Annotated in this window: 25 protein-coding genes; 11 read left to right on the forward strand and 14 right to left on the reverse strand. The window is 45.6% G+C overall.

The window, feature by feature from the left end:
• Position 1: 1 nt before the first annotated feature.
• The 4 genes from HP548_RS25625 to spoVAC form a co-directional block, all read right to left on the reverse strand.
• On the reverse strand, positions 2-958 hold the full coding sequence (locus HP548_RS25625; RefSeq protein WP_053781313.1) for an AAA family ATPase: 957 nt from the start codon (positions 956-958) through the stop codon (positions 2-4).
• Between the two features lie 207 nt (positions 959-1,165).
• The gene (gene spoVAE / locus HP548_RS25630; RefSeq protein ID WP_053781314.1) at positions 1,166-1,516 is read right to left on the reverse strand and encodes a stage V sporulation protein AE; all 351 of its coding nucleotides are present in this window, start codon (positions 1,514-1,516) and stop codon (positions 1,166-1,168) included.
• A 3-nt stretch (positions 1,517-1,519) separates the two neighbouring features.
• Positions 1,520-2,536, reverse strand: a complete 1,017-nt coding sequence (gene spoVAD, locus HP548_RS25635; RefSeq protein ID WP_076288049.1) for a stage V sporulation protein AD — start codon at positions 2,534-2,536, stop codon at positions 1,520-1,522.
• Positions 2,533-3,036, reverse strand: a complete 504-nt coding sequence (gene spoVAC / locus HP548_RS25640; protein WP_076288048.1) for a stage V sporulation protein AC — start codon at positions 3,034-3,036, stop codon at positions 2,533-2,535. The genes spoVAD and spoVAC overlap by 4 nt, the downstream gene beginning before the upstream one ends.
• A gap of 616 nt (positions 3,037-3,652) precedes the next feature.
• Between spoVAC and HP548_RS25645 the strand changes: the two genes are divergently transcribed.
• Together HP548_RS25645 and HP548_RS25650 are read left to right on the forward strand one after the other, a co-directional pair.
• Positions 3,653-4,726, forward strand: a complete 1,074-nt coding sequence (locus tag HP548_RS25645; protein WP_099858432.1) for a M42 family metallopeptidase — start codon at positions 3,653-3,655, stop codon at positions 4,724-4,726.
• A 201-nt stretch (positions 4,727-4,927) separates the two neighbouring features.
• Entirely contained in the window at positions 4,928-5,245 is a 318-nt protein-coding gene (locus HP548_RS25650) for a hypothetical protein (protein ID WP_076288046.1), read from the forward strand.
• Positions 5,246-5,473: 228 nt separating this feature from the next.
• Here the strand turns inward: HP548_RS25650 and HP548_RS25655 are convergent, their stop codons facing one another.
• Positions 5,474-6,181, reverse strand: a complete 708-nt coding sequence (locus HP548_RS25655) for a metal-dependent hydrolase (protein ID WP_175383185.1) — start codon at positions 6,179-6,181, stop codon at positions 5,474-5,476.
• A gap of 298 nt (positions 6,182-6,479) precedes the next feature.
• Here HP548_RS25655 and nirB point away from each other — a divergent pair, with 298 nt between their 5' ends.
• From nirB to HP548_RS25675, 4 genes are all read left to right on the forward strand, one after another.
• Positions 6,480-8,909 (forward strand): nitrite reductase large subunit NirB, encoded by a 2,430-nt coding sequence (nirB, locus tag HP548_RS25660; RefSeq protein ID WP_175383186.1) that lies wholly within the window; start codon positions 6,480-6,482, stop codon positions 8,907-8,909.
• Between the two features lie 70 nt (positions 8,910-8,979).
• Complete coding sequence (nirD, locus tag HP548_RS25665) at positions 8,980-9,306, forward strand: nitrite reductase small subunit NirD (RefSeq protein WP_076288043.1); 327 nt, start codon at positions 8,980-8,982, stop codon at positions 9,304-9,306.
• Positions 9,307-9,360: 54 nt separating this feature from the next.
• Positions 9,361-10,143: a formate/nitrite transporter family protein gene (locus HP548_RS25670; RefSeq protein ID WP_175383187.1), complete on the forward strand. Its 783-nt coding sequence runs from the start codon at positions 9,361-9,363 to the stop codon at positions 10,141-10,143.
• Positions 10,144-10,330: 187 nt separating this feature from the next.
• Complete coding sequence (locus tag HP548_RS25675; protein WP_064636321.1) at positions 10,331-10,960, forward strand: YfbR-like 5'-deoxynucleotidase; 630 nt, start codon at positions 10,331-10,333, stop codon at positions 10,958-10,960.
• A gap of 52 nt (positions 10,961-11,012) precedes the next feature.
• Here the strand turns inward: HP548_RS25675 and HP548_RS25680 are convergent, their stop codons facing one another.
• Together HP548_RS25680 and HP548_RS25685 are read right to left on the reverse strand one after the other, a co-directional pair.
• Complete coding sequence (locus tag HP548_RS25680) at positions 11,013-11,765, reverse strand: response regulator transcription factor (RefSeq protein WP_246318208.1); 753 nt, start codon at positions 11,763-11,765, stop codon at positions 11,013-11,015.
• Positions 11,766-11,776: 11 nt separating this feature from the next.
• The gene (locus tag HP548_RS25685; RefSeq protein ID WP_175383189.1) at positions 11,777-13,657 is read right to left on the reverse strand and encodes a cache domain-containing sensor histidine kinase; all 1,881 of its coding nucleotides are present in this window, start codon (positions 13,655-13,657) and stop codon (positions 11,777-11,779) included.
• 176 nt (positions 13,658-13,833) lie between these two features.
• Between HP548_RS25685 and HP548_RS25690 the strand changes: the two genes are divergently transcribed.
• The 5 genes from HP548_RS25690 to HP548_RS25710 all read left to right on the forward strand — a co-directional run bounded on the left by HP548_RS25690 (position 13,834) and on the right by HP548_RS25710 (position 18,476).
• Complete coding sequence (locus tag HP548_RS25690; RefSeq protein ID WP_175383190.1) at positions 13,834-15,132, forward strand: ABC transporter substrate-binding protein; 1,299 nt, start codon at positions 13,834-13,836, stop codon at positions 15,130-15,132.
• Positions 15,133-15,248: 116 nt separating this feature from the next.
• The gene (locus tag HP548_RS25695) at positions 15,249-16,121 is read left to right on the forward strand and encodes a carbohydrate ABC transporter permease (protein WP_175383191.1); all 873 of its coding nucleotides are present in this window, start codon (positions 15,249-15,251) and stop codon (positions 16,119-16,121) included.
• A complete protein-coding gene (locus HP548_RS25700) occupies positions 16,122-16,946 on the forward strand; it encodes a carbohydrate ABC transporter permease (RefSeq protein WP_175383192.1) in 825 nt (274 codons plus the stop codon).
• A gap of 110 nt (positions 16,947-17,056) precedes the next feature.
• Positions 17,057-17,482: an Rrf2 family transcriptional regulator gene (locus HP548_RS25705; protein ID WP_063567255.1), complete on the forward strand. Its 426-nt coding sequence runs from the start codon at positions 17,057-17,059 to the stop codon at positions 17,480-17,482.
• 136 nt (positions 17,483-17,618) lie between these two features.
• Entirely contained in the window at positions 17,619-18,476 is an 858-nt protein-coding gene (locus tag HP548_RS25710) for an SDR family oxidoreductase (protein WP_175383193.1), read from the forward strand.
• 188 nt (positions 18,477-18,664) lie between these two features.
• Here HP548_RS25710 and HP548_RS25715 read toward each other — a convergent pair whose 3' ends face one another.
• From HP548_RS25715 to HP548_RS34150, 7 genes are all read right to left on the reverse strand, one after another.
• Entirely contained in the window at positions 18,665-19,201 is a 537-nt protein-coding gene (locus HP548_RS25715; protein WP_099858425.1) for an RNA 2'-phosphotransferase, read from the reverse strand.
• Between the two features lie 84 nt (positions 19,202-19,285).
• The gene (gene imm48 / locus HP548_RS25720; RefSeq protein ID WP_099858424.1) at positions 19,286-19,729 is read right to left on the reverse strand and encodes an Imm48 family immunity protein; all 444 of its coding nucleotides are present in this window, start codon (positions 19,727-19,729) and stop codon (positions 19,286-19,288) included.
• 141 nt (positions 19,730-19,870) lie between these two features.
• A complete protein-coding gene (locus tag HP548_RS25725; RefSeq protein WP_343054930.1) occupies positions 19,871-20,773 on the reverse strand; it encodes a nucleotidyl transferase AbiEii/AbiGii toxin family protein in 903 nt (300 codons plus the stop codon).
• A 42-nt stretch (positions 20,774-20,815) separates the two neighbouring features.
• Positions 20,816-21,397, reverse strand: coding sequence for a hypothetical protein (locus HP548_RS25730; RefSeq protein ID WP_099858423.1), 582 nt, complete (start codon positions 21,395-21,397; stop codon positions 20,816-20,818).
• Between the two features lie 135 nt (positions 21,398-21,532).
• Positions 21,533-21,922 (reverse strand): hypothetical protein, encoded by a 390-nt coding sequence (locus tag HP548_RS25735; RefSeq protein ID WP_175383195.1) that lies wholly within the window; start codon positions 21,920-21,922, stop codon positions 21,533-21,535.
• A gap of 360 nt (positions 21,923-22,282) precedes the next feature.
• Entirely contained in the window at positions 22,283-22,786 is a 504-nt protein-coding gene (locus tag HP548_RS25740) for an SMI1/KNR4 family protein (protein ID WP_099859437.1), read from the reverse strand.
• 27 nt (positions 22,787-22,813) lie between these two features.
• The gene (locus tag HP548_RS34150; protein ID WP_099859436.1) at positions 22,814-23,119 is read right to left on the reverse strand and encodes a hypothetical protein; all 306 of its coding nucleotides are present in this window, start codon (positions 23,117-23,119) and stop codon (positions 22,814-22,816) included.
• Position 23,120: the final 1 nt, after the last annotated feature.

Below are 23,120 nucleotides of genomic sequence, written 5' to 3' on the forward strand. Positions count from 1 at the left end.
ATTATTGCCCCATGGAGACGGGCACACGAACCTGCTGAAGTACGGAATTTAATACAGCTTCGGAGCTCATGCTGTCCAGTCTCGATTCGGGACGCAGCACAATCCGATGGGAGATGACGTAAGGTGCCATCGTTTTCACGTCATCCGGAAGCACGTAGTCACGTTCTTGCAAAAAGGCAAAAGCCTTCACGGCCATCATAAATGAAATGGCTGCCCGCGGGCTGGCGCCCAGCAATACGGATGGGTGGGAGCGAGTTTTGCGAACGACATCAAGCAGATAATCCATGACCGGATCACCGATGAATACTTCCTTGATTTCCTGTTGAATGGCTGATATCTGATCCATATGGGTTACGGATTCAAGCCGATCAACAGGCTGACCCGACTGATGCTGCTTCAGCAGCGTTTTCTCGATATCCTTGTCGGGATAACCCAGACTTATTTTCAACATAAACCGGTCCAGCTGTGCTTCCGGCAATGTGTATGTTCCTTCGAAATCAATTGGATTCTGGGTTGCACAGAGCATAAATGGATGAGGCAAATCATACGTATCGCCATCTACCGTCACACTGCGCTCTTCCATGACTTCCAGCAATGCGGACTGCGTTTTCGTAGTTGCCCGGTTAATTTCGTCTGCCAGCAAAATATTGGTCATGACCGGACCCGGACGGAAGTAAAAACGCTCATCACGTGGATGGAAAACGGATACCCCCGTGATGTCACTTGGTAAAATATCAGGATTACATTGAATGCGGCGGTACTCTCCGCGCATGGATTTCGATAACGCTTTAACCAACTGCGTCTTGCCTGTTCCTGGTACGTCTTCAATCAGAACGTGTCCGCCTGCAAGCAAAGCTGTGAGCAAAAGTTGAATTTCAAAGGATTTCCCCATTATGCATGATTCCAGATTAGAACGAACTGCTGATATGATTTGGATCGACTCTTTGCGCACAGGCATGTGGTCTAACCTCCTAAAAAGGCATATAGATTTCCTTTTATTGTACATGATCCAAGGGCGCGCGTACACTCGAAGGAACTCATAATTTGTTTCCAGGCGTCAGATTCACCGCAGTTATCGCATGATTACGACAAAAAGAGGCTCGGATAGAAGTTATCCGAAGCCTCTGCTGATTCCATATATAATGGCTAGCTCTGCCATGCTCTATTACCCTTTGGGCCGAACCACCAATGCCGCGAGAAAAGAAAAGATTATCGCTGAGGAAATACCCGCCGCGGTCAAATCGAATATCCCCGTAATGACACCGATCCATCCCTCTTTCTCCAGTTCCGTCAATGCCCCGTGCACGAGGGAGTTACCAAAACTGGTAATGGGGATGGAAGCGCCTGCCCCTGCAAATTTGACGAGTGGATCATACAGCCCAAACGCATCCGCAACCGCACCAGCGACAACAAGTGTACTCATCGTATGTGCTGGAGTCAGTTTGACACCATCCATTAGAAGTTGTCCCACGACACATATCAATCCGCCAACAATAAATGCCCATAAAAACTGCATCCTTTATCCCTCCTTTTCTATGGCTACGGCATGCGCAATACAAGGAATGCTCTCGCCCTGCTGATATGAAAGTGGAGACAACAATGCACCGGTAGCGACCACCAATACCTTATTGAGTTCACCCTTTTGCATCCGGTTCAAAATATGACCGTAAGTTACGGTCGCTGAACATCCGCAGCCGCTTCCTCCAGCCACAACCTGAGGCTGCTTTTCCAGGTTATATATCATCAGGCCACAATCATTGAAGACCGTTTGTTCCATTGGAACACCTTCTTTATGCAGAAGCTCTTTAACGATGGGCAGTCCAACCGAAGCAAGATCACCCGTAACGATCAGATCATAATAACCCGGTTCCAAACCTGTATCCCGGAAATGCGAAACAATGGTATCTGCTGCCGCTGGAGCCATCGCAGCTCCCATGTTAAAGGGATCTTTGATGCCCATATCCATAATTCGGCCAATTGTCGCTTTGGTAACTACCGGGCCTTCACCAGTACGTGAGACTACACCACAGCCAGAGCCCGTGACCGTATACTGCGCATATGGCGGCTTCTGTGAACCGTACTCTGTCGGATAGCGAAATTGCTTTTCCACCGTACAGTTGTGACTCACCGTACCTGCCAGTACATAATCACCTGCACCCGAATCCACAATGAGTGAGGCTAAAGCCAACGTTTCCATAGAAGTTGAACAAGCACCAAATACCCCCAGATAAGGTACACCCAGCTTACGGGCCGAAAAGGAACTACTGATAATCTGGTTCATCAGATCCCCGCCAACAAAGAACTGCAGCTCTTCCTTCGTGATATTCGCATTGATTAATGCCATTTGAGAAGCCTGTTCGAGAAGCTTGCGTTCTGCCTTTTCCCAAGTCTTCTCCCCAATCTCCAAATTGTCATATACATAATCGAAATCAGATACTAAAGGCCCTTGGCCTTCATCTGGCCCAACAACTGCCGATTTGCCAATAATCCGTGGACGGTTCTCAAATTGCCAGGTTTGTTGGCCCAAGCGTTTCATAAATGTCCACCTCCAAAACCGAGAATGGCGTATACGATTCCCACGATAAAGGCAGCAACAACACCAAACACAATGACCGAGCCTGCAAGTTTAAACATGTTGGCACCAACTCCAAGCACCAGTCCCTCGGCACGATGCTCCAGTGCTGCAGAGCACATCGAGTTGGCAAATCCCGTGACAGGTACAGCCGTCCCTGCACCCGCCCATTGCGCCATTTTATCGTAGACACCGAGACAGGTCAGGATGACTGAAATGAGGATCATGACCGCAACGGTTGGACTTGCAGCTTCCTTTGATGTCATGTCAAACCCCGCCATAAACGCTTCCTGGATAGCCTGTCCAATGACGCAAATCAATCCGCCAACGAGGAATGCCTTAATACAGTTCGCCCAGATTGGACGGGCAGGCTCATGTTTTTTGGCGACTTTTTTATATTCCTGTTCACTGATGGACAGGGATGATGATGATTTTTTACTACTACCCTTAGTTTGAGCTGGCAAGATACAGAACCTCCCTTGTAATGAAAATGAGTCAACAGATGTGACTGCATGTACTGTGTGTAATCCTGTATTCATTGTTTGTTAAGGTTGGGAAAGTTATGTATCCGGCGAAAGACAGCATTTGTTTCCAGCACGATAAAGCAGCTGAATCAGATGAGTCGCTCAGCACCGGATCAGAGGTCTGGAGAAAGTTATAAATAAAGCAGAATGATTACGAGCAAAATAAAGAGGACGATACAAAGCATGGTTTCATTGCCTTCATCGGGTGGCTCCATCTATTGTCCCAGCTCCTTCCTGTTGTCAGGCAAGTGAAATTATTAGCATATTAAATACCCTCATGGAAAAAGGTTAAGCAAAATGGTTCCTCACTCTATGCTTATTCAATGTTGCTGCTTGTCGACTGTGTTTGGTGCGGATTTCATGACCCGATGAATCATCAAACGAGCAAGTATTTATGCCTGAGATACGTGACATAACCATGGACAATTACTTGCGCAAGGTTCATACTGTAGTGTGACCAGTGGTTAAATAAACGTTCTTCTCTTTTGAAGGACAACAGTCCGGCAGCCGTTCTGCTGAGACCTGATCTACATACAAGCAGAGGAGTTGTCGACACATGAATCAAAAAACGTTGGAAATGTTTCGGACATTAACGGAATTCCCTTCCGTTTCAGGATTTGAACGCGAGCTTCGTGGATGGATGAAAGAACAAATGTCTCCTTATACGGATGAATTTGTCCAGGATCGCCTGGGTAGCCTTTTTGGTGTATTGCGAGGAGAAGCGTCTGGACCCAAAGTCATGGTTGCAGGTCACTTCGACGAAGTTGGCTTCATGACCACAGGCATTACGGAAACAGGCATGATCAAATTCCGCCCCCTCGGTGGATGGTGGAGTCAGGCTGTATTGTCCCAACGTCTGGAACTCATCACTCCGGATCGCCGGATTACAGGGGTTGTCGGTTCGACACCTACTCATCTTCTCGATGAATCCCAGCGCAATAAACCGGTAGATCTTAACCATATGTACTTGGATATCGGTGCTGATAACCGTGCAGAAGCAGAGTCTTGGGGCATTCACCCAGGCATGCAGATTGTGCCGATCTGTGAGTTCACACCGATGGCTAATCCGAAGAAAATTATGGCAAAAGCATGGGATAACCGTTACGGTGTAGGCCTTGCACTTGAGCTGATTGAAGCATTGCATAAAGAAAAATTACCAAACACTCTCTATTGCGGTGCAACAGTCCAAGAAGAATTGGGGCTACGCGGTGCACGCACGGCTGCCAATCTGATTGAGCCGGATATTTTCTTCGCACTGGACTGCAGTGCCGCGAATGATATGACAGGAGACAAACAATCATTTGGACATATTGGACAAGGTGCTTTACTGCGTATCTTCGATCCGGGCATGTTCACCCATCGCGGTATTGTTGAATATGTTCAGGACACAGCATCATCCAATCAAATTAAAATGCAATATTTCATCTCTCCTGGCGGTACGGATGCCGGAGCGGTACATTTGAGCGGTATCGGTGTGCCTTCCACGGTAATTGGCATCTGCGCCCGCTACATTCATACTTCTTCTTCCATTATTCATACGGATGACTATGATGCAGCAAAAGAATTGCTCGTGAAACTGGTGAAGGGTCTGGATCAGACAACACTAAACACAATTATCGGAAACGCGTAAGGATCGATTCAGGGGAGGATCTTGAATTACATAAGCTTCATGGCTTCCCTCTTTTAGATTAAAACCTCAAGAGATGTTCTGCTTCAGCAGGACGTCTCTTTTTTTGCTGCAACTAGTTTAATAGCTAGAACATATATAGAAAAGATTCATACGATATAACAACGGTAGAAGAACTAAACATCAAGTAGTGGGGGACCTATTATGGCAATGAGAAGGAATGGAAAATCGAATAAGGGTTCCAAAAAAACAAATGCTGCAAATACCCTTCTCAACGGTAGCCTAAAAGGAAAAAATCTGGAGATTATCGTTGCTGCCTTGCTCGTAAGTGGGAAATTAAGAGTTGATGCCGTAACGTTGTTTCGAGAAGCCACACTCGTTGTTGAATTAGTTGGTCAGTACAAAACACTTAAAAATATTTCGCCGTCTAACGCCGATAAGCTAGTCCAATTTCTAGACGAAATGGGCGACGTGACACTGGATGATGTTATTCGGGCTTTTCAACAAAGGATAAATTCCTAGATAGGATGAAATGAGGTTGGGATGATGTCTGACTTTGACGGAATTGGCTTCGCCGAACTGATAATTGTAGTTATCCTTGTAATGTTGTTTGTATTTGGTTCAACAGATATTGAAGGTTTGTCGAGTACACCCACAACCACATGATCTGACCATCTCCAGATTGAATACAGCGATGGATATGAACCAAAGAAATACCAGTCCTATTGCAGGACTGGTATTTTTGAGATATCACAGAAATAAAGGAGAGAATGCAATCCAGGCCACAATAAAAGCCAGCACAATGCACACATTTTCCACAACGGCCCCTTGCTTCGTGCCCGTACTCATGAGATTAATCCTTATACGCCACTTGAGTGGTGGCAATGGACGAATGCCGCGATTCGTCAACGAATCTGCCAATAGATGCATGACATAGGCTGTACCTCCGGCTACCCAGATCTCTGGCCCCTGCAAATGAGTTGTACTGTAGAGCAACCCAGTCCATACGGCGGTTCCATATAATGTGTGTGTCAATCCCCTGTGGGTTAACGTGGTACAGAGCATTAACAGACTGCCAGCAATTAGATTCCATGGTGCGAATGCATGCCCATAAAATACAAGTCCCAATCCGATTGCAAACATCAACACTTTGCGCAGGGAACGCGACGGCAGGAATGATACCATCGCAATCAAAATGGCGAGCAGCAGATTCCATGGTTTCGCCTGAACATAGAAGTACACAAATACAGCGACAGGCAGCAGGATTGTCTGTAATAGCCTAATGAGGCTGTTCGGCAATGCTTTGGATACCAATAGCGAATTCGGCTCATCAATGTCTGGCAGCAACGAACCGATCAGAGCCACGGTAACCGCCGGTGCAGTCACAGGCATACCGGCCAACTGCAGAACAGAGAGGGATACAGTGGTCCCGATAATCAGGTGGGATCTTCCCATCATGGTGCAAAAACTTCCTTTCGAAGAAATAGGGAACATAAACCGTCCACTCCAGATTTTACAACGAAAACTATATAAGAACAATAGTTCGCATTTCTCATTTCAATTATAATCTTTCTCCATCGAATACTCCTGCGCACCTTTACTGTAGATATTCTGAATAAGCCTGTTTCATTATGAAGCTTCTATCATTATTAGTGAAATTAATCACATATAATGTCAACATTGAACGGTATGATTTAAATATAATCCACTAAAAATGCTGGTAACGTAAAGTATCCAATAAAGGAGGCATACAACCATGAACGGAAATAAAGAAAAACTGGTTATCATCGGTAATGGTATGGCAGGCATAAGTACAGTTGAACAAATTTTGAAATTGAGTTCCCGGTTCGACATTACCGTCTTTGGCACAGAGCCCTATCCCAATTACAATCGGATAATGCTGTCCTATGTGCTGGAAGGCAGCAAAACAATTGATGATATTGTGCTTAATGATCTGCATTGGTATGAAGATTACGGTATCACCCTCCATACGGGTACAACCATAACACGCATTGAGTCAGAAACACGTGAAGTCGTAACTGCGGAAGGCTTACGTTTCCCTTACGATAAAGTCATCATCGCAACCGGCTCCAGCTCTTTCATTCTTCCTGTACCGGGTCATGACAAACAAGGGGTCGTTGGGTTCAGGGATATAGCGGATTGTAACGTCATGCTGGAAGCAGCGAAACAATATAAAAAAGCGGCTGTCATTGGAGGAGGTCTTCTCGGCCTCGAAGCTGCCAAAGGCTTGGTCCAGCTCGGCATGGAAGTTACAGTCGTGCATCTGATGCAGGATCTGATGGAACGCCAGCTTGACCCTCAGGCATCTGCGATGTTAAAAACCGAACTTGAGCGACAGGGCATCCGGTTCAAGATGGGCGCACAAACCGCAGAGCTTCTCGGTGGAGAACGGGTAGAAGGTATTCGTTTTGCAGACGATTCCGTGCTGAACACTGATTTTGTTGTCATGGCAGTAGGCATCAAACCCAATACGGGTGTAGCCCGAGAAAGTGGCCTGGAAGTTAACCGAGGCATTGTAGTGGATGACTATATGCAGACGTCACTAAATAACGTGTATTCTGTCGGAGAATGCACCGAACATCGCGGTGTATGCTACGGCCTCGTTGCCCCACTGTTTGAACAGGGCATGATTCTGGCCAAACATATATGCGGTGTTGATACAGCTCCCTATGAAGGTTCTGTGGTATCCACGAAATTGAAAATTTCGGGCGTAGACGTCTTTTCGACCGGTGAATTTATCGACAGTCCCGAACATACGATCATTTCACATAAAGACGACTGGAAACGCACCTACAAAAAAATTCTGCTTCGGGATAATATCATGGTTGGCGCTGTACTCTTTGGTGATATTACGGATTCTGCCGAATTACAGAAATTGATTAAACAACAGGCTGAGATGACAGATGAACTGTATGCTTCACTGATGGGTACAGGCTGCGGTGGGCATAAAAAAGCCACATCCGTGGAAACCATGGCAGAAGACGAAATTGTCTGTGGATGTAACGGAGTAACCAAAGGAACCATTGTCGATGCCATTACGAATGAGGGATTGACCAGCGTAGACGAAATCAAAGCCTGTACGGGTGCAACCCGCTCCTGCGGCGGCTGTAAACCGGTTGTTGAACAGATTTTGCAATATGTGCTTGGAGACAACTTTACAGCGGGTGCCAAACAGGGGATCTGCGGCTGTACCTCCCTCAACCGGGATGAGATCGTAGCGGAGATTAGACAAAAAGGATTGCAAACGACCAAAGAGGTCATGCATGTTCTGGGTTGGAATCAACCCGAAGGGTGTTCCAAATGCCGCCCGGCCATTAACTATTACCTTGGTATGATTGCACCAGATACTCATGTGGATGAAAAGGAATCCCGTTTTGTCAACGAACGTATGAATGCCAATATTCAAAAAGACGGCACGTATACGGTGGTACCGCGCATGTATGGCGGCGTCACAACGCCGGAAGACTTGAAACGCATTGCCGACATTTCGGTCAAATACGATGTAAAAGCCGTCAAAGTGACTGGAGGTCAGCGGCTGGACCTGATAGGAGTCAAAAAAGAAGATCTGCCCAAAGTCTGGGCTGAATTGGATATGCCTTCAGGCTATGCTTACGCCAAATCACTGCGTACGGTCAAAACATGTGTCGGCTCACAATTTTGCCGCTTCGGCACGCAGGATTCCATGGCGATGGGTGCTCTGCTAGAACGCAAGTTCGAACGTCTCGATCTACCTGCCAAGTTCAAATATGCCGTAAACGGTTGCCCTCGTAACTGTGCAGAGTCGTGTACAAAAGATATCGGAATCGTGGGCAATGACGGCGGCTGGGAAATATTTATTGGAGGCAATGGCGGCATCAAGGCCAGATTGGCTGACTCTCTGTGCAAGGTGAAGACCGATGAAGAACTAGTTGAGCTTTGCGGAGCAATCATGCAGCATTATCGGGAGACAGCCAACTACCTGGAGCGAACATCCGAATGGGTGGAACGTATGGGTCTGGAGCAGATTCGAGCCGTTGTTGTCGAAGACGTGAAAGAGCGTAAGGCGCTTATGGAACGAATCGAATTCGCTCTTGAGCAAGTGGAAGATCCTTGGAAAAAAGCACTGCGTAACGAGGAAGGCCAGAACAAACTTTTCCATGGCATAGAAGTTTCTGCTCGACCGTAGTCCTCTGTCTCTGCCATTATGATATATATTGACCCTGTAACGTAAATGTGATAATGAAGGAGATGTTCATATGACAACACAGCAATCGGCCATCTACTATCCTGCCGGAGAGATCGAAGAATTTCTGCCGCAGATAGGTAGAGTGGTTGAGATCAAAGACCATGAACTAGCTGTATTTCGCACCTCAGATGGCACCATCTTTGCTGCAGAAAATAGAAATCCTCATCCCAAGGGTGGACCTCTGGCGGAAGGGATTGTCTCAGGGTACTATCTGTACGATCCACTGTATGATTGGAAAATCGACCTAAACACAGGTCTTGTGCAGGCCCCCGATCAGGGACAAGTGCAGATGTATCCCGTGAAGGTCGAGAACGGGCAAGTCTGGGTCGCTTTATAGCAATATAAGATTTTCACTGTCAACGACAGATGCACCATAATGGGGGAAATCGTCATGTATACATCAAATGTTGAAGGAATTATTGAAGCAGCGGTTAAAAAACGAGATCAAATGAACAAAAGCCTGCCACGTTACATGGTTGCCGCTTTGATGGCTGGCGCATATGTAGGCCTTGGCATCATTCTGATATTCAGTATCGGTGCCCCACTGCTTGCTGCCCAGTCCCCACTGCAGATGATGCTGATGGGCATGTCTTTTGGACTTGCCCTCACACTCGTCATCTTTGCTGGATCGGAGCTGTTTACTGGTAACAATATGTTCTTTACAATGAGCACACTAGCTGGTCGGACTACTATTCGGGATACTCTCAAAAACTGGGGACTCGTCTTCCTTGGCAATCTGATCGGTGCCGTTCTGCTCAGTCTGCTTATTGTGGGCAGCGGTCTCTTCAAGACGGCGACTCCGGAACATCTGCTTTTTGTCGTTTCTGCCAAAAAGATGGCTGCTCCCGTTAGTGAACTTTTCTTCCGTGGCATTCTCTGTAACTGGCTGGTCTGTCTGGCGATCTGGATGGCGGCCCGTTCAAAAGAAGATATTGCCAAACTCGTCCTCATCTGGTGGTGTCTGTACGCCTTTATTGCGAGTGGATATGAACACAGCGTCGCCAATATGACTTTGCTCTCCTTGTCCTGGTTGTTGCCAAACCACCCGGATACAATTACTCTAGCAGGCTGGATGCATAACATGATTCCGGTCACGCTCGGTAATATTATCGGCGGTGCGCTGTTTGTAGGTATGGCGTACTGGTTTGTTTCGCCCGTGAGGAAGAAAGGCTAGCCCAATTGCCTTCTTTTCAACAAAAGCCATCAGGTTCTCTCATTCTACATTCGGGAGGACATGATGGTTTTTTGCTATTTAGCGATTCGACTTCTACTTTACCTTCGACTGTATCAGGGTTAATCCGTAGTTGACATAATCAAGTTATAATTAGTGCATACTTAACTAAAAAAGGATGATTGCACACATGGGAATTCATACGTACTTTAGATCACTCAACGATCTCGAACGCATTATTCGTACCCCGGGAAAATTCAAGTTCGAGGAACACAGCGTATCCGCCCACTCCTGGAAAGTCGTCCAGTATGCCAAAACACTTGCCGATATTGAGGAACAGCATGGGGTCGCCATCGATTGGAAGAAACTATACGAAATCACCAGCAGTCATGATTATGGCGAAATTTTCATCGGTGATATCAAAACGCCGGTTAAACATTATTCACTGGAGCTTCGTTCGATGCTACAGCAGGTAGAAGAAGGCATGGTTGAGCATTTTATTAACGAAAATATTCCTGAAGAGTTCCAGCCGATTTTCCGTAGGCAGCTGCGTGAAGGCAAAGACAATTCTGTCGAAGGACTTATTCTGGAAGTAGCCGACAAAATGGATCAGGTGTACGAAGCGTTTGCTGAACTGCAGCGTGGCAATACAGAAAAGGAATTTATCGTGATGTACCGATATGCCCTGATCAAAATCAAAAATATTGACCTCCACTGTGTACACTATTTCCTCGAACATATTCTCCCTGACATCATTGAGGAAGGCAACCGCTCCCCATTTGATATCCGCCAAATTACGGAAGATGCTTTGTCACAATAATCAGCTCCAGTCATCGTGGTTCTTCAAGAGCCATGGACAGGGCTTTTTTTCGTTATTGTAACCTTTGGCGATACTCGCTGGGATACAGTCCCGTCTTGTTTTTGAAAATACGGCTAAAATAATGGGAATCACTATATCCCACCGCTTTACCTACTGTCTTGATATCCATATCTTCAAAGGCCGCGAGCATGCGTTTTGCTTCGTTGATTCGAAGCCCTGTCATGTATTTGAGCGGGGTTTCACCCGTCACCTTTTTGAAACACTTCCCCAGGTAATCCACACTAAAATGCATCTGTCCTGCCATATCCTGCAACGTAATCTCATGCATATAGTTCTGTTTCAGATACAACTTGATGGCCTCTGCAATATCCTCCGGCTTCACCTGTTCATCCAGCATTGCAGTGACATGTGCCAGCGAATCCCCTGCCTTGCCAAGTTTTAATTCCATTGCATCCAGCAGCGATCGAAGCTGTTCTTCCGTGAGGGGCTTAAGCAGATAATCCTCTACCTTGTAACTGATCGCCTGACGTGCAAACTCAAACTCATGGTGGCCGCTCAAGATCACGATCTTGACATGCGGATAGGCAAAATACAGATGTTTCGCCAGTTCCAGTCCATTCATGACGGGCATCTGAATATCGGTAACGACCAGATCAGGCACGGTATGTTCAATCAATTCCAATGCTTCCTGTCCATTTCTAGCTTCACCGATAACCTCAAACCGTGTGCCCAGCTCGCTGAATTTCCGGGACACATTGCGGCGAATTAACGCCTCATCTTCCACAATAATGGTTCTATATGTCATCACCATGCGTTTTAACTTTGCTCCTTTCGAATGGAACCGCCAATCGTAATGCTGACGCCGCCAGAAGGTTTATTTGAAATATGCATATGTGCCGCGGAACCATACCATAATTTGAGTCTGATCCAGATGTTTTTCAATCCCATCCCGTTGATCTCAAGTTCAGGCATACGCTCCCATTCCTGTGATTGTTGTATGTACTGCTGGATGAGCGTAAGCGCCTCGGGTTCCATGCCAGGTCCGTTATCTTCCACTGTCATTAGCCAGGTCTCCTGCAAAGTGTCCAGCTCTCCAATGATATGCAGCTTCCAGGGTGGAGTATCACGCAGTCCATATTTCATGACATTTTCCAGTAAAGGCTGAATGAGCAGCATGGGGACCTGAAGATTTTTCATCAAGTCCGGAACATGGAATTCATAAAGCAGATCATCTTCGAACCGAATTTTCATACACTTCAAATATCGCTCACAGTAGTCGATTTCTTTTTCCAATGGAACACCGCTTTTGTTCGGAGCCGAGATGTAACGCAGCATGGATGCAATGTGACCACAGAACGCAACGATCTGTTCATTCATGCCCTCTTCCGCCATGATGCTGATGTTCGTGATGTTGTTATACAGAAAATGAGGGTTCATCTGGGACTGCAACGCCAGCAATCTGGCATCCGTTTCCTGAGATTTGATCGCCAGCATGTCTTGGAAGGATTGCACAAGCTGTTGATTCAATTGAATAAACGTATCATTCAACTCATCCATCTCACGGATGGAACCCGGAACTTCCAACTTGAACAACTGGCCAGAGTCCTGACCCGTGGTCAGATCGTGGAGGCCAGTTTTCTGAATAATGCGCTGCAAACGATGGAGCGGTAAAGTAACACGTTTGGAGATCAGGTATGAGAGGAGCAGAATAAGAATCAAGGTAGCTAATGTTGCCCCCATAAACAGAAAAGCCATGCGATTCAGATTCGCAAACAGGGATTGTTTCGACTGCATCACGATAACCGTCCATCCGGTCTCCTGCGAGGTCGTGTAGGTCATCATTTGCTTCGAATTTCCATTGGGATCTACCACTTCTTGCATCGTTTCTGGTGGATAGTGGTCGTTACGAATCAAGTTAACAACGTCGGAATGGATTGCTGTTAACGGATGTTCATTGGACAAAAAAGGATATAAAAGCTCATTACGTTCATTCAATACATAGACGCTCAAATCTTCTTTCCCCGCTTGCACATCGTTCAAATGCTGGAACACGGTTCCAGCATCCTGCAAGATTTCGACTACACCTTGCGAGACATAATTCCCATCCTTATACACCCGGGTAAGGGAAAGATATGGTTTGCCTGACTCCCCCTGCCCTGTTGGCATCGGTAATGCCCCACCATCCAGTAAACTTATGACACGCCAGCCATTGCGCGCCCACGTTTCTTCGTACCACGGTCTTTGGGTTAGATCTACGGACAGCTGGCCATTGAACGCACCGGCACCCAGCATTTTACCGTTCACATCATAGATATTAGCTTGTTTGGCTGTATTGGAGCTGCTAATGATCGCCAGAATGACATCAATCAGCGTTGTTGTATCCTTGTAAAACGCCGGGTCACTTGTGAGCGTCTGTTCATTGTCCTCCGCTGGAGATAAATAGTGACTGAAGTGCTCCTTGACCAGATTGGAATATACGATGTTCATGGAGAAATTATTCATTTTGACGATTTCCTGATCCAGATTGCCCACCATCGAATTCCCCAACTGTTTCTGCTGTTCGGCACTTCGACTACGAATGTCATTGGCAAGAAAAACATACAAGAGGCTGGCCACAATCAATGAAAAAACAATAAATACCCCAGAGTAGTAGGCAAACAGGCTTTGCTGAAGCGTTCTGAATCGGTACTTAACCATCTCACACCTCGTTATCGGATGATGTCTTGCAACTTACTCGAAAATGTCCACCCAACAAGACGCTTTTGTCTATTGAGCGCATTCTTCGTTCAGCGTAAAGTTATCCACATAAGAATACGCTTACATGAAGCGTTTCGGCAAGAGCTATTATTCTTTATTCCATGGGAGGTTCATTGATGAGAAAACGATTTCTGTTATCCCTTGTAGGTGCGCTGTTGCTGTCTAGCCTGCTTCTTGCCGGGTGCAACTCCGGTGAAAGTTCCGAAGGTTCAGGGAAGGTAACGCTAACGTTCGGAACAAGTCAGAGCGGCATTCCACGTACGGGTATCATGCAAACGATGGCTAAAGAATATGAGCAGGAAACGGGTGTGAAAATTGACTTTCAGGTGGTCCCTGATGCCCAGTGGCGTGACCTGATTAAGGTGAAGCTCGCCTCCGGCGAAGCTCCTGATATTTTTAATGTCGATGTAGACCCACTTAGCATGCCTGCCAACGTAAGACCTGAGGAAAATGCAATCGATCTGACCAATGAGGAATTTACAGGACGCATGTCCGAAGAGATTTTACCAACGGTTAGCTATAAAGAGAAGGTGTATGGGGTTTCTTTTGCACCAACGAAAATATGGTATGTGTACTATAACAAACGCATTTTTGAAGAACTCGGCATCCAGCCGCCAACGTCCTACGCCGAGTTTAAGGCAATCAGTCAGAAGATCAAGGACAAGGACATCATTCCGTTCTATCAGGCACCTGCCAGCGGATGGTATCAGGTACTGCCTTTATTCGAAACCGGTCCAAACTATGAGCAAGCTACGCCGGGAACGTACGAGAAGCTGAACAACAATGAGATGAAAGTGGCAGATTTGACGCAGCTCAAGACGGTCATTGAACAATTAAAGGAATTTGCGGATCTTGGTTACTTCGGCAAGGATTTTCTGTCCAACACGGTCGAGGCTGGCATTGAATCCTTTGGTCAGGAGAAGGCAGCGATGCTGCTCCGAGTCCCAGGCACCGAAAAGGAAGTGTCTGAGGCCTATCCGGACATGAAGGACAATATGGGATTTTTCGTGATGCCATGGGGCGATAATCAGACGATTGGTGTGAATCCGGGCGGTTCAGCAGCCATGTTTGGCAACAAAAACAGCAAGCACCCGGAAGAGGTACTGAAGTTTTTCCGGTGGATTACGGAGCATGATCATCTGCAGCGTGTATTCGATGAGGGTGAAGGCAACCTGACCATCTGCTGGCCTGAAATTGAACCGAAGCTGACACAGGACTATATCGACTACGAGAAAAATCATGAGAAAGGCACGGTCATGCAGGCCGCTGTGAAGTACATTGATCCGCAATGGATGGATATCGGCAAGGATCTTTCCGGCATGTTCGCCGGAGCGATGACCCCGGATCAGATTCTGCAAAATATTGATAAACGCCGGGCTGAACAAGCCAAAGTGCTGAAGGATGAGGCCTGGTAATAACAGCGCATATTCTGGATGAACACATGAGGCATGTGGCTGACCACCATTACATGCAGCGAGGTGAGGCACCATGCACTCATGCATTTTGGCAGGAAGGACAGGTGTAACAGGTTATGAATGTGAACAAGATCTATCCCTGGTATTTCTCATCCGGAGCGATTGTGCTGTATCTGCTGTTCATCGTCGCTCCCGCCCTGCTGGGCATCTATTATTCCTTCACTGATTGGAACAGCTACAGTTCGGAGAAAAACTTTATTGGTCTGGAGCATTTCCGAACCATTCTGGCGGGTGATCCAACGTATTTACTTTTTATTAAAAATACAGTCCTTTTCACCCTGATCACTGCGATCGCCAAGACGGTTCTGGGCCTATTTCTAGCTCTATTGCTCGTCAGCGGTGTGAAGGCCGCCAATCTGCATCGCATGATCATATTTTCACCCCAAGTACTTTCGTTCCTGATTGTTGGCCTGGTCTTCAAAAGCCTGCTCGACCCCAACAACGGCTTCGTTAACGTGACGCTGCGTTCGCTGGGGCTGGACTTTCTGGCCCAGAACTGGCTGGGCTCCCTTACTTGGGCAATGCCATCCATTATGGCGGTGGATACGTGGAAAGGCATGGGGTACATTATGGTGCTGTTCATTGCTGGACTGCTTGCCATTCCTCGCGATTATTATGAAGCGGCATCGATTGACGGTGCCGGCTTCTGGCAGAAGCTGTTTCGAATCACGATTCCAATGCTGATGCCGACGATTACCATCGCCACGGTACTCAATATTACGTATGGGCTGCGGGTATTTGATGCGGTATATGTACTGACCAATGGCGGACCAGGCAACGCTACAGATGTGATTAACACAGCGGTGTATTCCTCTTTTGCTAAAGGCTATTGGGGGCTCGGCAGTGCATTATCCACGATTCTCTTTGTCATTATGGCTGTCATCTCCTTCTTCATCATCCGCTTGATGAACCGAAAGGTGGAATACTAGATGCGTGTGAAAAAACAGCTGGTTTCCATCGGGTTAAATGTACTCGCTTGGCTTCTTAGCCTGGTGGTCCTGATTCCTTTTGTCGTCATTGTGCTGAATTCATTCAAGTCCGATGCCGAAGCCAAAGTGCTCAAACTGACCCTGCCCGAGAAGTTCATCTTTGAAAATTATAAAATCGTCTATGAGCAGGGACACCTGGGTGGTTCCTTTTTCAACAGTTTGCTGCATTCAACGGCTTCTTCCCTGCTGCTGGTGTTTGTTGTGGCGTTCTCAGCCTTCACGTTATCACGTAATTATTCGAAGTTAAGCAAGTTCCTATATTTCTTTCTTATTCTGGGCATTACGCTGCCCTTAAACTACATTCCATTAATGGAGGTCATGAAGTCGCTGGGCATGATTAATTCACATGTGGGCATGATTCTGCTCTATACCGCGATGGGTATTCCGATCTCGCTATTCATCACATATGCGTTTGTATCCAATATTCCAAAAGAACTGGATGAAGCAGCGATCATGGACGGATGCAACGGGATCAAGCTGTTTCTCAGGATTATTGTGCCTTTGTTAACCTCTGTACTGGTTACGGTATTTGTTCTTAATTTTCTGAGTGTCTGGAATGAGTTTACTGCTCCACTCTATATGCTGAACACGGTGGAGATGTGGCCAATGACGCTTGCTGTCTATAACTTCTTCGGACAATTCAGTGCTCAGTGGAATCTGGTCAGTGCGGATATCGTGCTTACTTCCCTACCTGTGTTGATTGTGTTCCTGATTGGGCAAAAATATATTGTGGGTGGTCTGACTTCCGGGGCGGTTAAGGGTTGAGATGTATCCGAAATGAGAACAGAGGACTCAATGCACTTAGCTAATTCGAAATTTATAATTGACATCACGTTTATTTGTAACTATTATAGTTACAACGGTGGTGATCATGCATGAAACAAATCAGCAGTCGCTTTTCCATTGCGGTTCATACGCTGTCCCTGGTCGCTGTTGTGCCCAATGAGTGCACGGGAGATTTTATCGCCAAAAGCGTAAATACCAATCCCGTCATTATTCGGCGCATTATGTCCAAGCTGAAACAGGCCGGCCTGATTGAGGTCAGACCTGGTGTCGGCGGTGCTTCTTTGTTGAAGGACCCCGCCGATATTACCCTTTTGGATATATATCGTGCGCTTGAGGTTGTGGAGGATGGCGAGTTGTTTAACTTCCACAAGCATCCGAACCCTAATTGTCCGGTTGGCAGCATGATCGAACAAACCTTGCGCGCCGAACTTATTGAGGCTCAGCTAGCTATGGAGCAGCGTTTGAAACGTGTAACGATACAACAGATGATGGATCAGGTTCATGTCTCTGAATAAAAAAGCTCATTACGAGCTTTTTTTAAACCTTTCGTTGTAATCACACCTGTTATAACATATACGATTACATCTATTCATGTAGTTAACATTTCACTTTTGTGTCGACACAAAATATACCTTATAGGAGGAAAATACAATGAAAATTTTAGTTACTGGAGCAACAGGTCATTTGGGTTCACTGGTCGTAGAGGCTCTGTTACAAACGGTATCTGCTGGGGATTTGGCTGTAAGTGTACGCAACCCGGAGAAAGCGGAAGCATTGCGTGCTCAAGGTGTTGACGTTCGTCAAGGTGATTTCGATCAACCGGAAACGCTGGAAAAAGCATTTGCAGGCGTGGATCGGCTGCTGCTGATCTCCACAGACGGTGACAATGAAACCCGTATTCGCCAACATCAAGCTGCCGTGCACGCTGCCAAGAAAGCAGGCGTTGGATTCATCGCTTATACCAGCGTTGTGAATGCGGAGAAAAACACCCTTTCACTGGCTGAAGTACATCGTGCCACAGAACAGGCTATCCGCGAATCCGGCATTGCTTATTCCTTCCTGCGCAACAACTGGTACCTGGAAAATGAAGCAGGCAGCGTTCAAGCAGCTACCCAGGGCGCACCTTGGGTGCATGCAACTAACGCCAGCCAAGTCGGCTGGGCTACTCGCAGTGACTATGCGCATGCTGCCGCTGCAGTACTGACAGGTGAGGGACATGAGAATTCAGTATATGAGTTGTCTGGTAAACTTCGTACTCAAGCTGAGTTAGCAGCCATCGTTGGGGAAGTACTTGGACAGGACATCAACGTGCAAAACGTAGATGATGCTGCGTATGCGGACATCATGAAGGGTGCAGGTCTACCTGACTTTGTAGTCTCTATGCTCGTTGATATGCAAAGTGCCATCCGTGAAGGCGCGCTGGCTGTAGAGAGTGATACACTGGAGACATTACTTGGCCGTCCGGCTCAACCATTGAGTGAGGGTGTTAAAGCGATTTTGGGCAAGTAAGTTTAAGCAGAAGATAATAGAGTTCGAATCATAAAGGGACACACCAGCGAATGTTGGATGTGTCCCTTTTGGTGTAACAGCGATCTATAAAAAGATATAGCAGTTGAACGTACTCTTTATACTAAACTAGTTTAATTGTGACTTGAATTCGATTTAGATATCGGTAATCTCCATCAACGTTACATCGATCATTGCTCGATATATCGTACCGGAATGTGATCGGCCAGCCAAATATTTTCGTTGCCATGATAGAAAAGAATTCCGTCCTTGGCCGCTTGAGCGGCATTAATTTTCAATATTACCGGCTCGTCATCACGTCTTCGTCCCACCTGATTGGCGGTATCCATATCTGCAGATAGATGAACATACTGCCTCTGACGAGGCTGCAAACCTTGCTCCACAATGGAAGCAACCGACCGCAGTGGGGTGCCATGATAGAGTATCTCCGGTGGATCGGCAGGTGTTTTGGATATCTTTTGCGGAGTCGAATGACCATATAATGCCCGGATGCGGCCAGAACAGATTTCATGTCTCTTTTTCTCAGAAGCTTGAATCATCTGCTCCAGATCCGCTTCCGTGACGTCTTTCCACTGTGGACTTTCATGTAAAGCCACCAGCAATTGCGGAATCTCCACCCAGCCCTCTTCGTCCAGCTCCAGCTCATACTCCCAAGGGGCGTGACGCAAGGCGTACGAGAGCTCTTTACTTAACTTCATCAGATCCATTGCGATCATCTCCCAATTAAGTTAACAATTCAATAGACATATATTGTCTGTACCACTACATGAAAGGGTGATCGCTCTGCTTCTTCAGGTTCTCTCCGGTTTTACCGCCGCTAAAATCTCCTGAATGTTGCGGGCGAGTCCCTCATCATCTTCCTGATTAAACTGGCGGTGTCCATCGATGCCACGATGAATAATCGTGTTCATCACCGGATGAACTTCCCGATCGGAAGCCACCCGGATCAGATCATCGGCAAAATCTACAGCCTGCTGCTCACTATAGTTAAAAGGTTTAATCAGCATACGGATGCTCAGTGCATGAGCCTGTGGCTCCGCCAGCTGATCCCGATGAGTGATGCCATATACCGCGCCAAATCCAAAAGCAGCTATCACCTGACGCTCCAGTTCCGTTGTCTGTTCCAAAGGCGTACCGATCAGTTCACATATTTTGCCCACCATCTGCTCCAACTCTGAAGCCGCCGCAGCCAAAATCACGTCGTTAATATCGTCAGCGTTGATAAAATCAGTCATATTGTAATTCTCCATTTCTGAGCCATATTGGATCCATTCTCTCAGACTCTATGAGAACATTGTATCGGAGATAGGGTGTTCCTTTCAAATTCATCTACGGTTAGACAAACAATGATTCAACTTACTTGTATATGAGAAGCTCTATTTGTGCGTAGTACAACTTGGTAAATGATCATAAGCGTAACTATTAATCCCGGCGTGATTCATCGTTTTGCGGAGCTCCGAAACAAACTCCATAAAGTAAACTTCAGGACTGCGACTTCCTGCATAATATTGCAGGTCGTAATCGTAGTTTAACCTCGAATACACATCATGCAGTTCGTTAACCAGTACCTTTTTCATATCCTCTCTTGTAATTGCTGGGTCTATATTGCACTCGTTGACCAGGGTCTGTAGTGTCTCCTGCAGAGCCTGTTGATCGTATGACGGGTTAGACAACAGATGCTGCAAATCATACAAGTCTTTGAATCGGGGCCTCACTATCGTTTGATGCAGCTTCCAAGCGATTTGAATGGAGAGTGGCACGGTGTGAGGAACGACAAAAGCTTCTCCAACCATAGGTTGGTACGATAGAGCGATAGACTTCTCATTCAATTCGAGGTTAAAGGATATATCAAGATGCAGCTCATCCTCATCTTCATACTCATTTTCGCTCCTTGGTTCACTATCAATATAAAAGGCAAGCTCCGTGTTCACCGTTGGGAAATCATCCGCCATCGCGTAGTCTATTCTGCGCCAGAAGGCATTCTCACTAAAGCTTCGAAATACGATACCGTCATTCAGGTCCATCTCCGTCACCCGGATCATCCAGTCTGTAAATATTTCATTGGCTTGGTCCTCAGTCTCAATTCGACCTACATACAAAAAGTCGATGTCGTCTACGTAACGAATATTGGGATTCTCCAAATACTGTCTTGTTAGCAAACTTCCTTTTAATACAAATGGACTATTCACCAGAGAAGCGCGCTTCAATAGAGCTTCTAATACAACAATGAATCTCTCATCCTCATTCAAACTATGTAATTGTACATTTTTTCCAGACACCTGTTCTCCTCCTCTATTCATCTCATCGTACTCAACATTCGGTTAGATCCATCCACGATCCAGTTCTTCCCGGCTGTCGTAGATGCAGAGTTCATATTGCTGTTTTAACAGTTCGATCTTGTTCTGCTGTAAGATATTATGTATCTTCTCTACTCTTCTGTAGAATTTTTCAGAACTATTATATTCTCTGACCGTAACAAATCTAATTTTCCCATTCGCATTCAGCGAGTTCCTTGAAATATGCCCACCATCGCCTTCACATAGCTCCTTTAATCTTTCTACATCATCCACTTGTACTTTGCCATGCCATTCAAAATACGGGATGGAATGCGCAACCATTCGTTGATGAAAATACTTCTCTTCCTTCGCTGGAACCTCTACCTTTGTTCGTACAACTGTAAAGTCGTTATCTTGGAACCTTATGACCATCTGTTTAATGATGCTGTTCACTTCATCAAAATCAGTACTATGTATTAAGCCTGTAATCATCGGCTGATGGATGTATTCCCCCTGATCCAGCACGATCATAACCGGTTTAACTTGCTCCACCTGACACAGTTCAATAAAGCTTTCCTTCTCTTCAAACGTTAAATCATTCACTGTAATATGAAACTCAAATTCCATTCGCTCACTCCCTGTCATTTCTCTATGATGCTATATGTAATCGTTATTTGTCATCGAAGTTTCTGAATAACCTTCTAAATTATTCATCGGTTTCCTGTTTTATATTGTTCAGCTATTTTCATAATCTTAATTATATTAAGTCATCACAACATAGAACTTCGTGTATTCTTTATTAAAATGTTGGCACTCCGTAATATAGAATTTTTGGAGACAAAAACTAACTTGCCTTCTTGCATTTCTCCCGTATATTAGAAACGGCTTGCTTCGTTCCTCTCTTGTAGACTGCATGTTGCCGAAGGCATCATACGTATGCGCGTTTAGAATCTGGCCCTGTTGGCCCGTCAGGTGGGTCACATCACTGTGGATATTAGCCCCATCGCCCTGATCGTCCAGTTGTGTTAGCCATTCATGACCGCGTACATAAGATGCCTGCACTCGCTCCGTTTCATCCAACTCATTGACGACATGCCAGCCGTCATGCACGGAGTAGCTTACACTTCCGTTCGTATCCAGTCTGCTTCGCAAACCTTCCCGGTCGTAACCATGCTGTACAACACCGCCATCTGTTTGCTCGACTCGAATGGTACGGTTGAATGCATCATAAGTGTAGGTTATTCGTCTGTCTACAGCATCACCGAATTGAGTTCAATTCTGAACCACAGATTATAAAACAGGCCTATTCCTAATAGGAATAGACCTTCGATATAATAAAGTGATTGCTTGAGCAATTAAAATTTCGAGCACATTTTGCGCTTCATACTACAATCAAGTATCGACTCAATGTACTTTCTGAACGGAAGATATATTAACTATCTCTTCCTATATAAAAATCTAAAGCAGACAAACAATACAAGTGATAATTATAAACCGTACCACGTTACAACTCTATTCATTCGTTAGATTATCATATGCGTCTCCTAATGGTTCAAAATCATCTTCATCCCAAAACCATGTAGTCCCTTGCCCCTTCGTTTCAACAAGATTATTTAGTAATTCTGTAAAGCTATTAGAAATGATCGCACAACTTCCTGCAACAGCATGTGTATCCCAGTGACTATCGTAGCATCTCCCTAATCTATCTTTATGAAGATCCATTGTAAGAAAATCTCCATTACGATCATCAGCTATAATGTACCAATTAGAAGAAATATCATATTCGCACAACTCATTAACTATGACCGGGTTTGCCAAAACAAATTTTTCTGGAGAAACAATATCAACTCCAAAATCTTTCCCTTCAAACAGTTTTATCCCTCCACATATTTGATAAAACTCTTTCACATCTTCAGGAAGTATATGGTTCTCACTGAGTCTAGGTAAACCTATAGGAGGAGAAATCATACAATCATCGAATTGTTCAATTTGTTTAACAATAGTTTTTATTTTCATTTATTCTTCTCCTTTGTGATTGTATTTTCACCTATAAATTAGATCCCTTATTTGATTTGAAAATTCCATTTTCTGAGTCCTACTCGTTACCCCCGACGAAGGTAAATTGTACAAAAATTGATTCAACGTTCTGTAATATTCTCTACGTGCAGAATCGGGAGTTTTAGAAGCATTAAACATATCTTCAGAAAGTTTTTGAATTTGTTGTGGAGACATCTTAGTCCATTCGATCTTAGCCCCAACTGGTCTACCGTAATTTTCTCGACTCCATTCTCTAAAAATCTCTTTGGTCAGCTTATGGTTGTCTACACTTAAAGCTACTGTAGGAGACACG

The organism is Paenibacillus taichungensis, assembly GCF_013359905.1.
Lineage (GTDB): Bacteria > Bacillota > Bacilli > Paenibacillales > Paenibacillaceae > Paenibacillus > Paenibacillus taichungensis.

Coding starts and splice junctions, on each gene's coding strand:
- imm48 (WP_099858424.1), bottom strand. CDS start 19,729: ATGACTGATTTTATCAACGCTGACGATATTAACGACGTGATTTTGGCT.
- spoVAD (WP_076288049.1), bottom strand. CDS start 2,536: ATGAAACGCTTGGGCCAACAAACCTGGCAATTTGAGAACCGTCCACGG.
- HP548_RS25740 (WP_099859437.1), bottom strand. CDS start 22,786: ATGAAAATAAAAACTATTGTTAAACAAATTGAACAATTCGATGATTGT.
- HP548_RS25670 (WP_175383187.1), top strand. CDS start 9,361: ATGTATACATCAAATGTTGAAGGAATTATTGAAGCAGCGGTTAAAAAA.
- HP548_RS25730 (WP_099858423.1), bottom strand. CDS start 21,397: ATGGAATTTGAGTTTCATATTACAGTGAATGATTTAACGTTTGAAGAG.
- HP548_RS25715 (WP_099858425.1), bottom strand. CDS start 19,201: ATGGATCTGATGAAGTTAAGTAAAGAGCTCTCGTACGCCTTGCGTCAC.
- HP548_RS25645 (WP_099858432.1), top strand. CDS start 3,653: ATGAATCAAAAAACGTTGGAAATGTTTCGGACATTAACGGAATTCCCT.
- HP548_RS25625 (WP_053781313.1), bottom strand. CDS start 958: ATGCCTGTGCGCAAAGAGTCGATCCAAATCATATCAGCAGTTCGTTCT.
- HP548_RS25650 (WP_076288046.1), top strand. CDS start 4,928: ATGGCAATGAGAAGGAATGGAAAATCGAATAAGGGTTCCAAAAAAACA.
- HP548_RS25685 (WP_175383189.1), bottom strand. CDS start 13,657: ATGGTTAAGTACCGATTCAGAACGCTTCAGCAAAGCCTGTTTGCCTAC.
- HP548_RS25700 (WP_175383192.1), top strand. CDS start 16,122: ATGCGTGTGAAAAAACAGCTGGTTTCCATCGGGTTAAATGTACTCGCT.
- HP548_RS25690 (WP_175383190.1), top strand. CDS start 13,834: ATGAGAAAACGATTTCTGTTATCCCTTGTAGGTGCGCTGTTGCTGTCT.
- HP548_RS25680 (WP_246318208.1), bottom strand. CDS start 11,765: ATGACATATAGAACCATTATTGTGGAAGATGAGGCGTTAATTCGCCGC.
- nirD (WP_076288043.1), top strand. CDS start 8,980: ATGACAACACAGCAATCGGCCATCTACTATCCTGCCGGAGAGATCGAA.
- spoVAE (WP_053781314.1), bottom strand. CDS start 1,516: ATGCAGTTTTTATGGGCATTTATTGTTGGCGGATTGATATGTGTCGTG.
- HP548_RS25655 (WP_175383185.1), bottom strand. CDS start 6,181: ATGATGGGAAGATCCCACCTGATTATCGGGACCACTGTATCCCTCTCT.
- nirB (WP_175383186.1), top strand. CDS start 6,480: ATGAACGGAAATAAAGAAAAACTGGTTATCATCGGTAATGGTATGGCA.
- HP548_RS25695 (WP_175383191.1), top strand. CDS start 15,249: ATGAATGTGAACAAGATCTATCCCTGGTATTTCTCATCCGGAGCGATT.
- HP548_RS25710 (WP_175383193.1), top strand. CDS start 17,619: ATGAAAATTTTAGTTACTGGAGCAACAGGTCATTTGGGTTCACTGGTC.
- HP548_RS25675 (WP_064636321.1), top strand. CDS start 10,331: ATGGGAATTCATACGTACTTTAGATCACTCAACGATCTCGAACGCATT.
- HP548_RS25705 (WP_063567255.1), top strand. CDS start 17,057: ATGAAACAAATCAGCAGTCGCTTTTCCATTGCGGTTCATACGCTGTCC.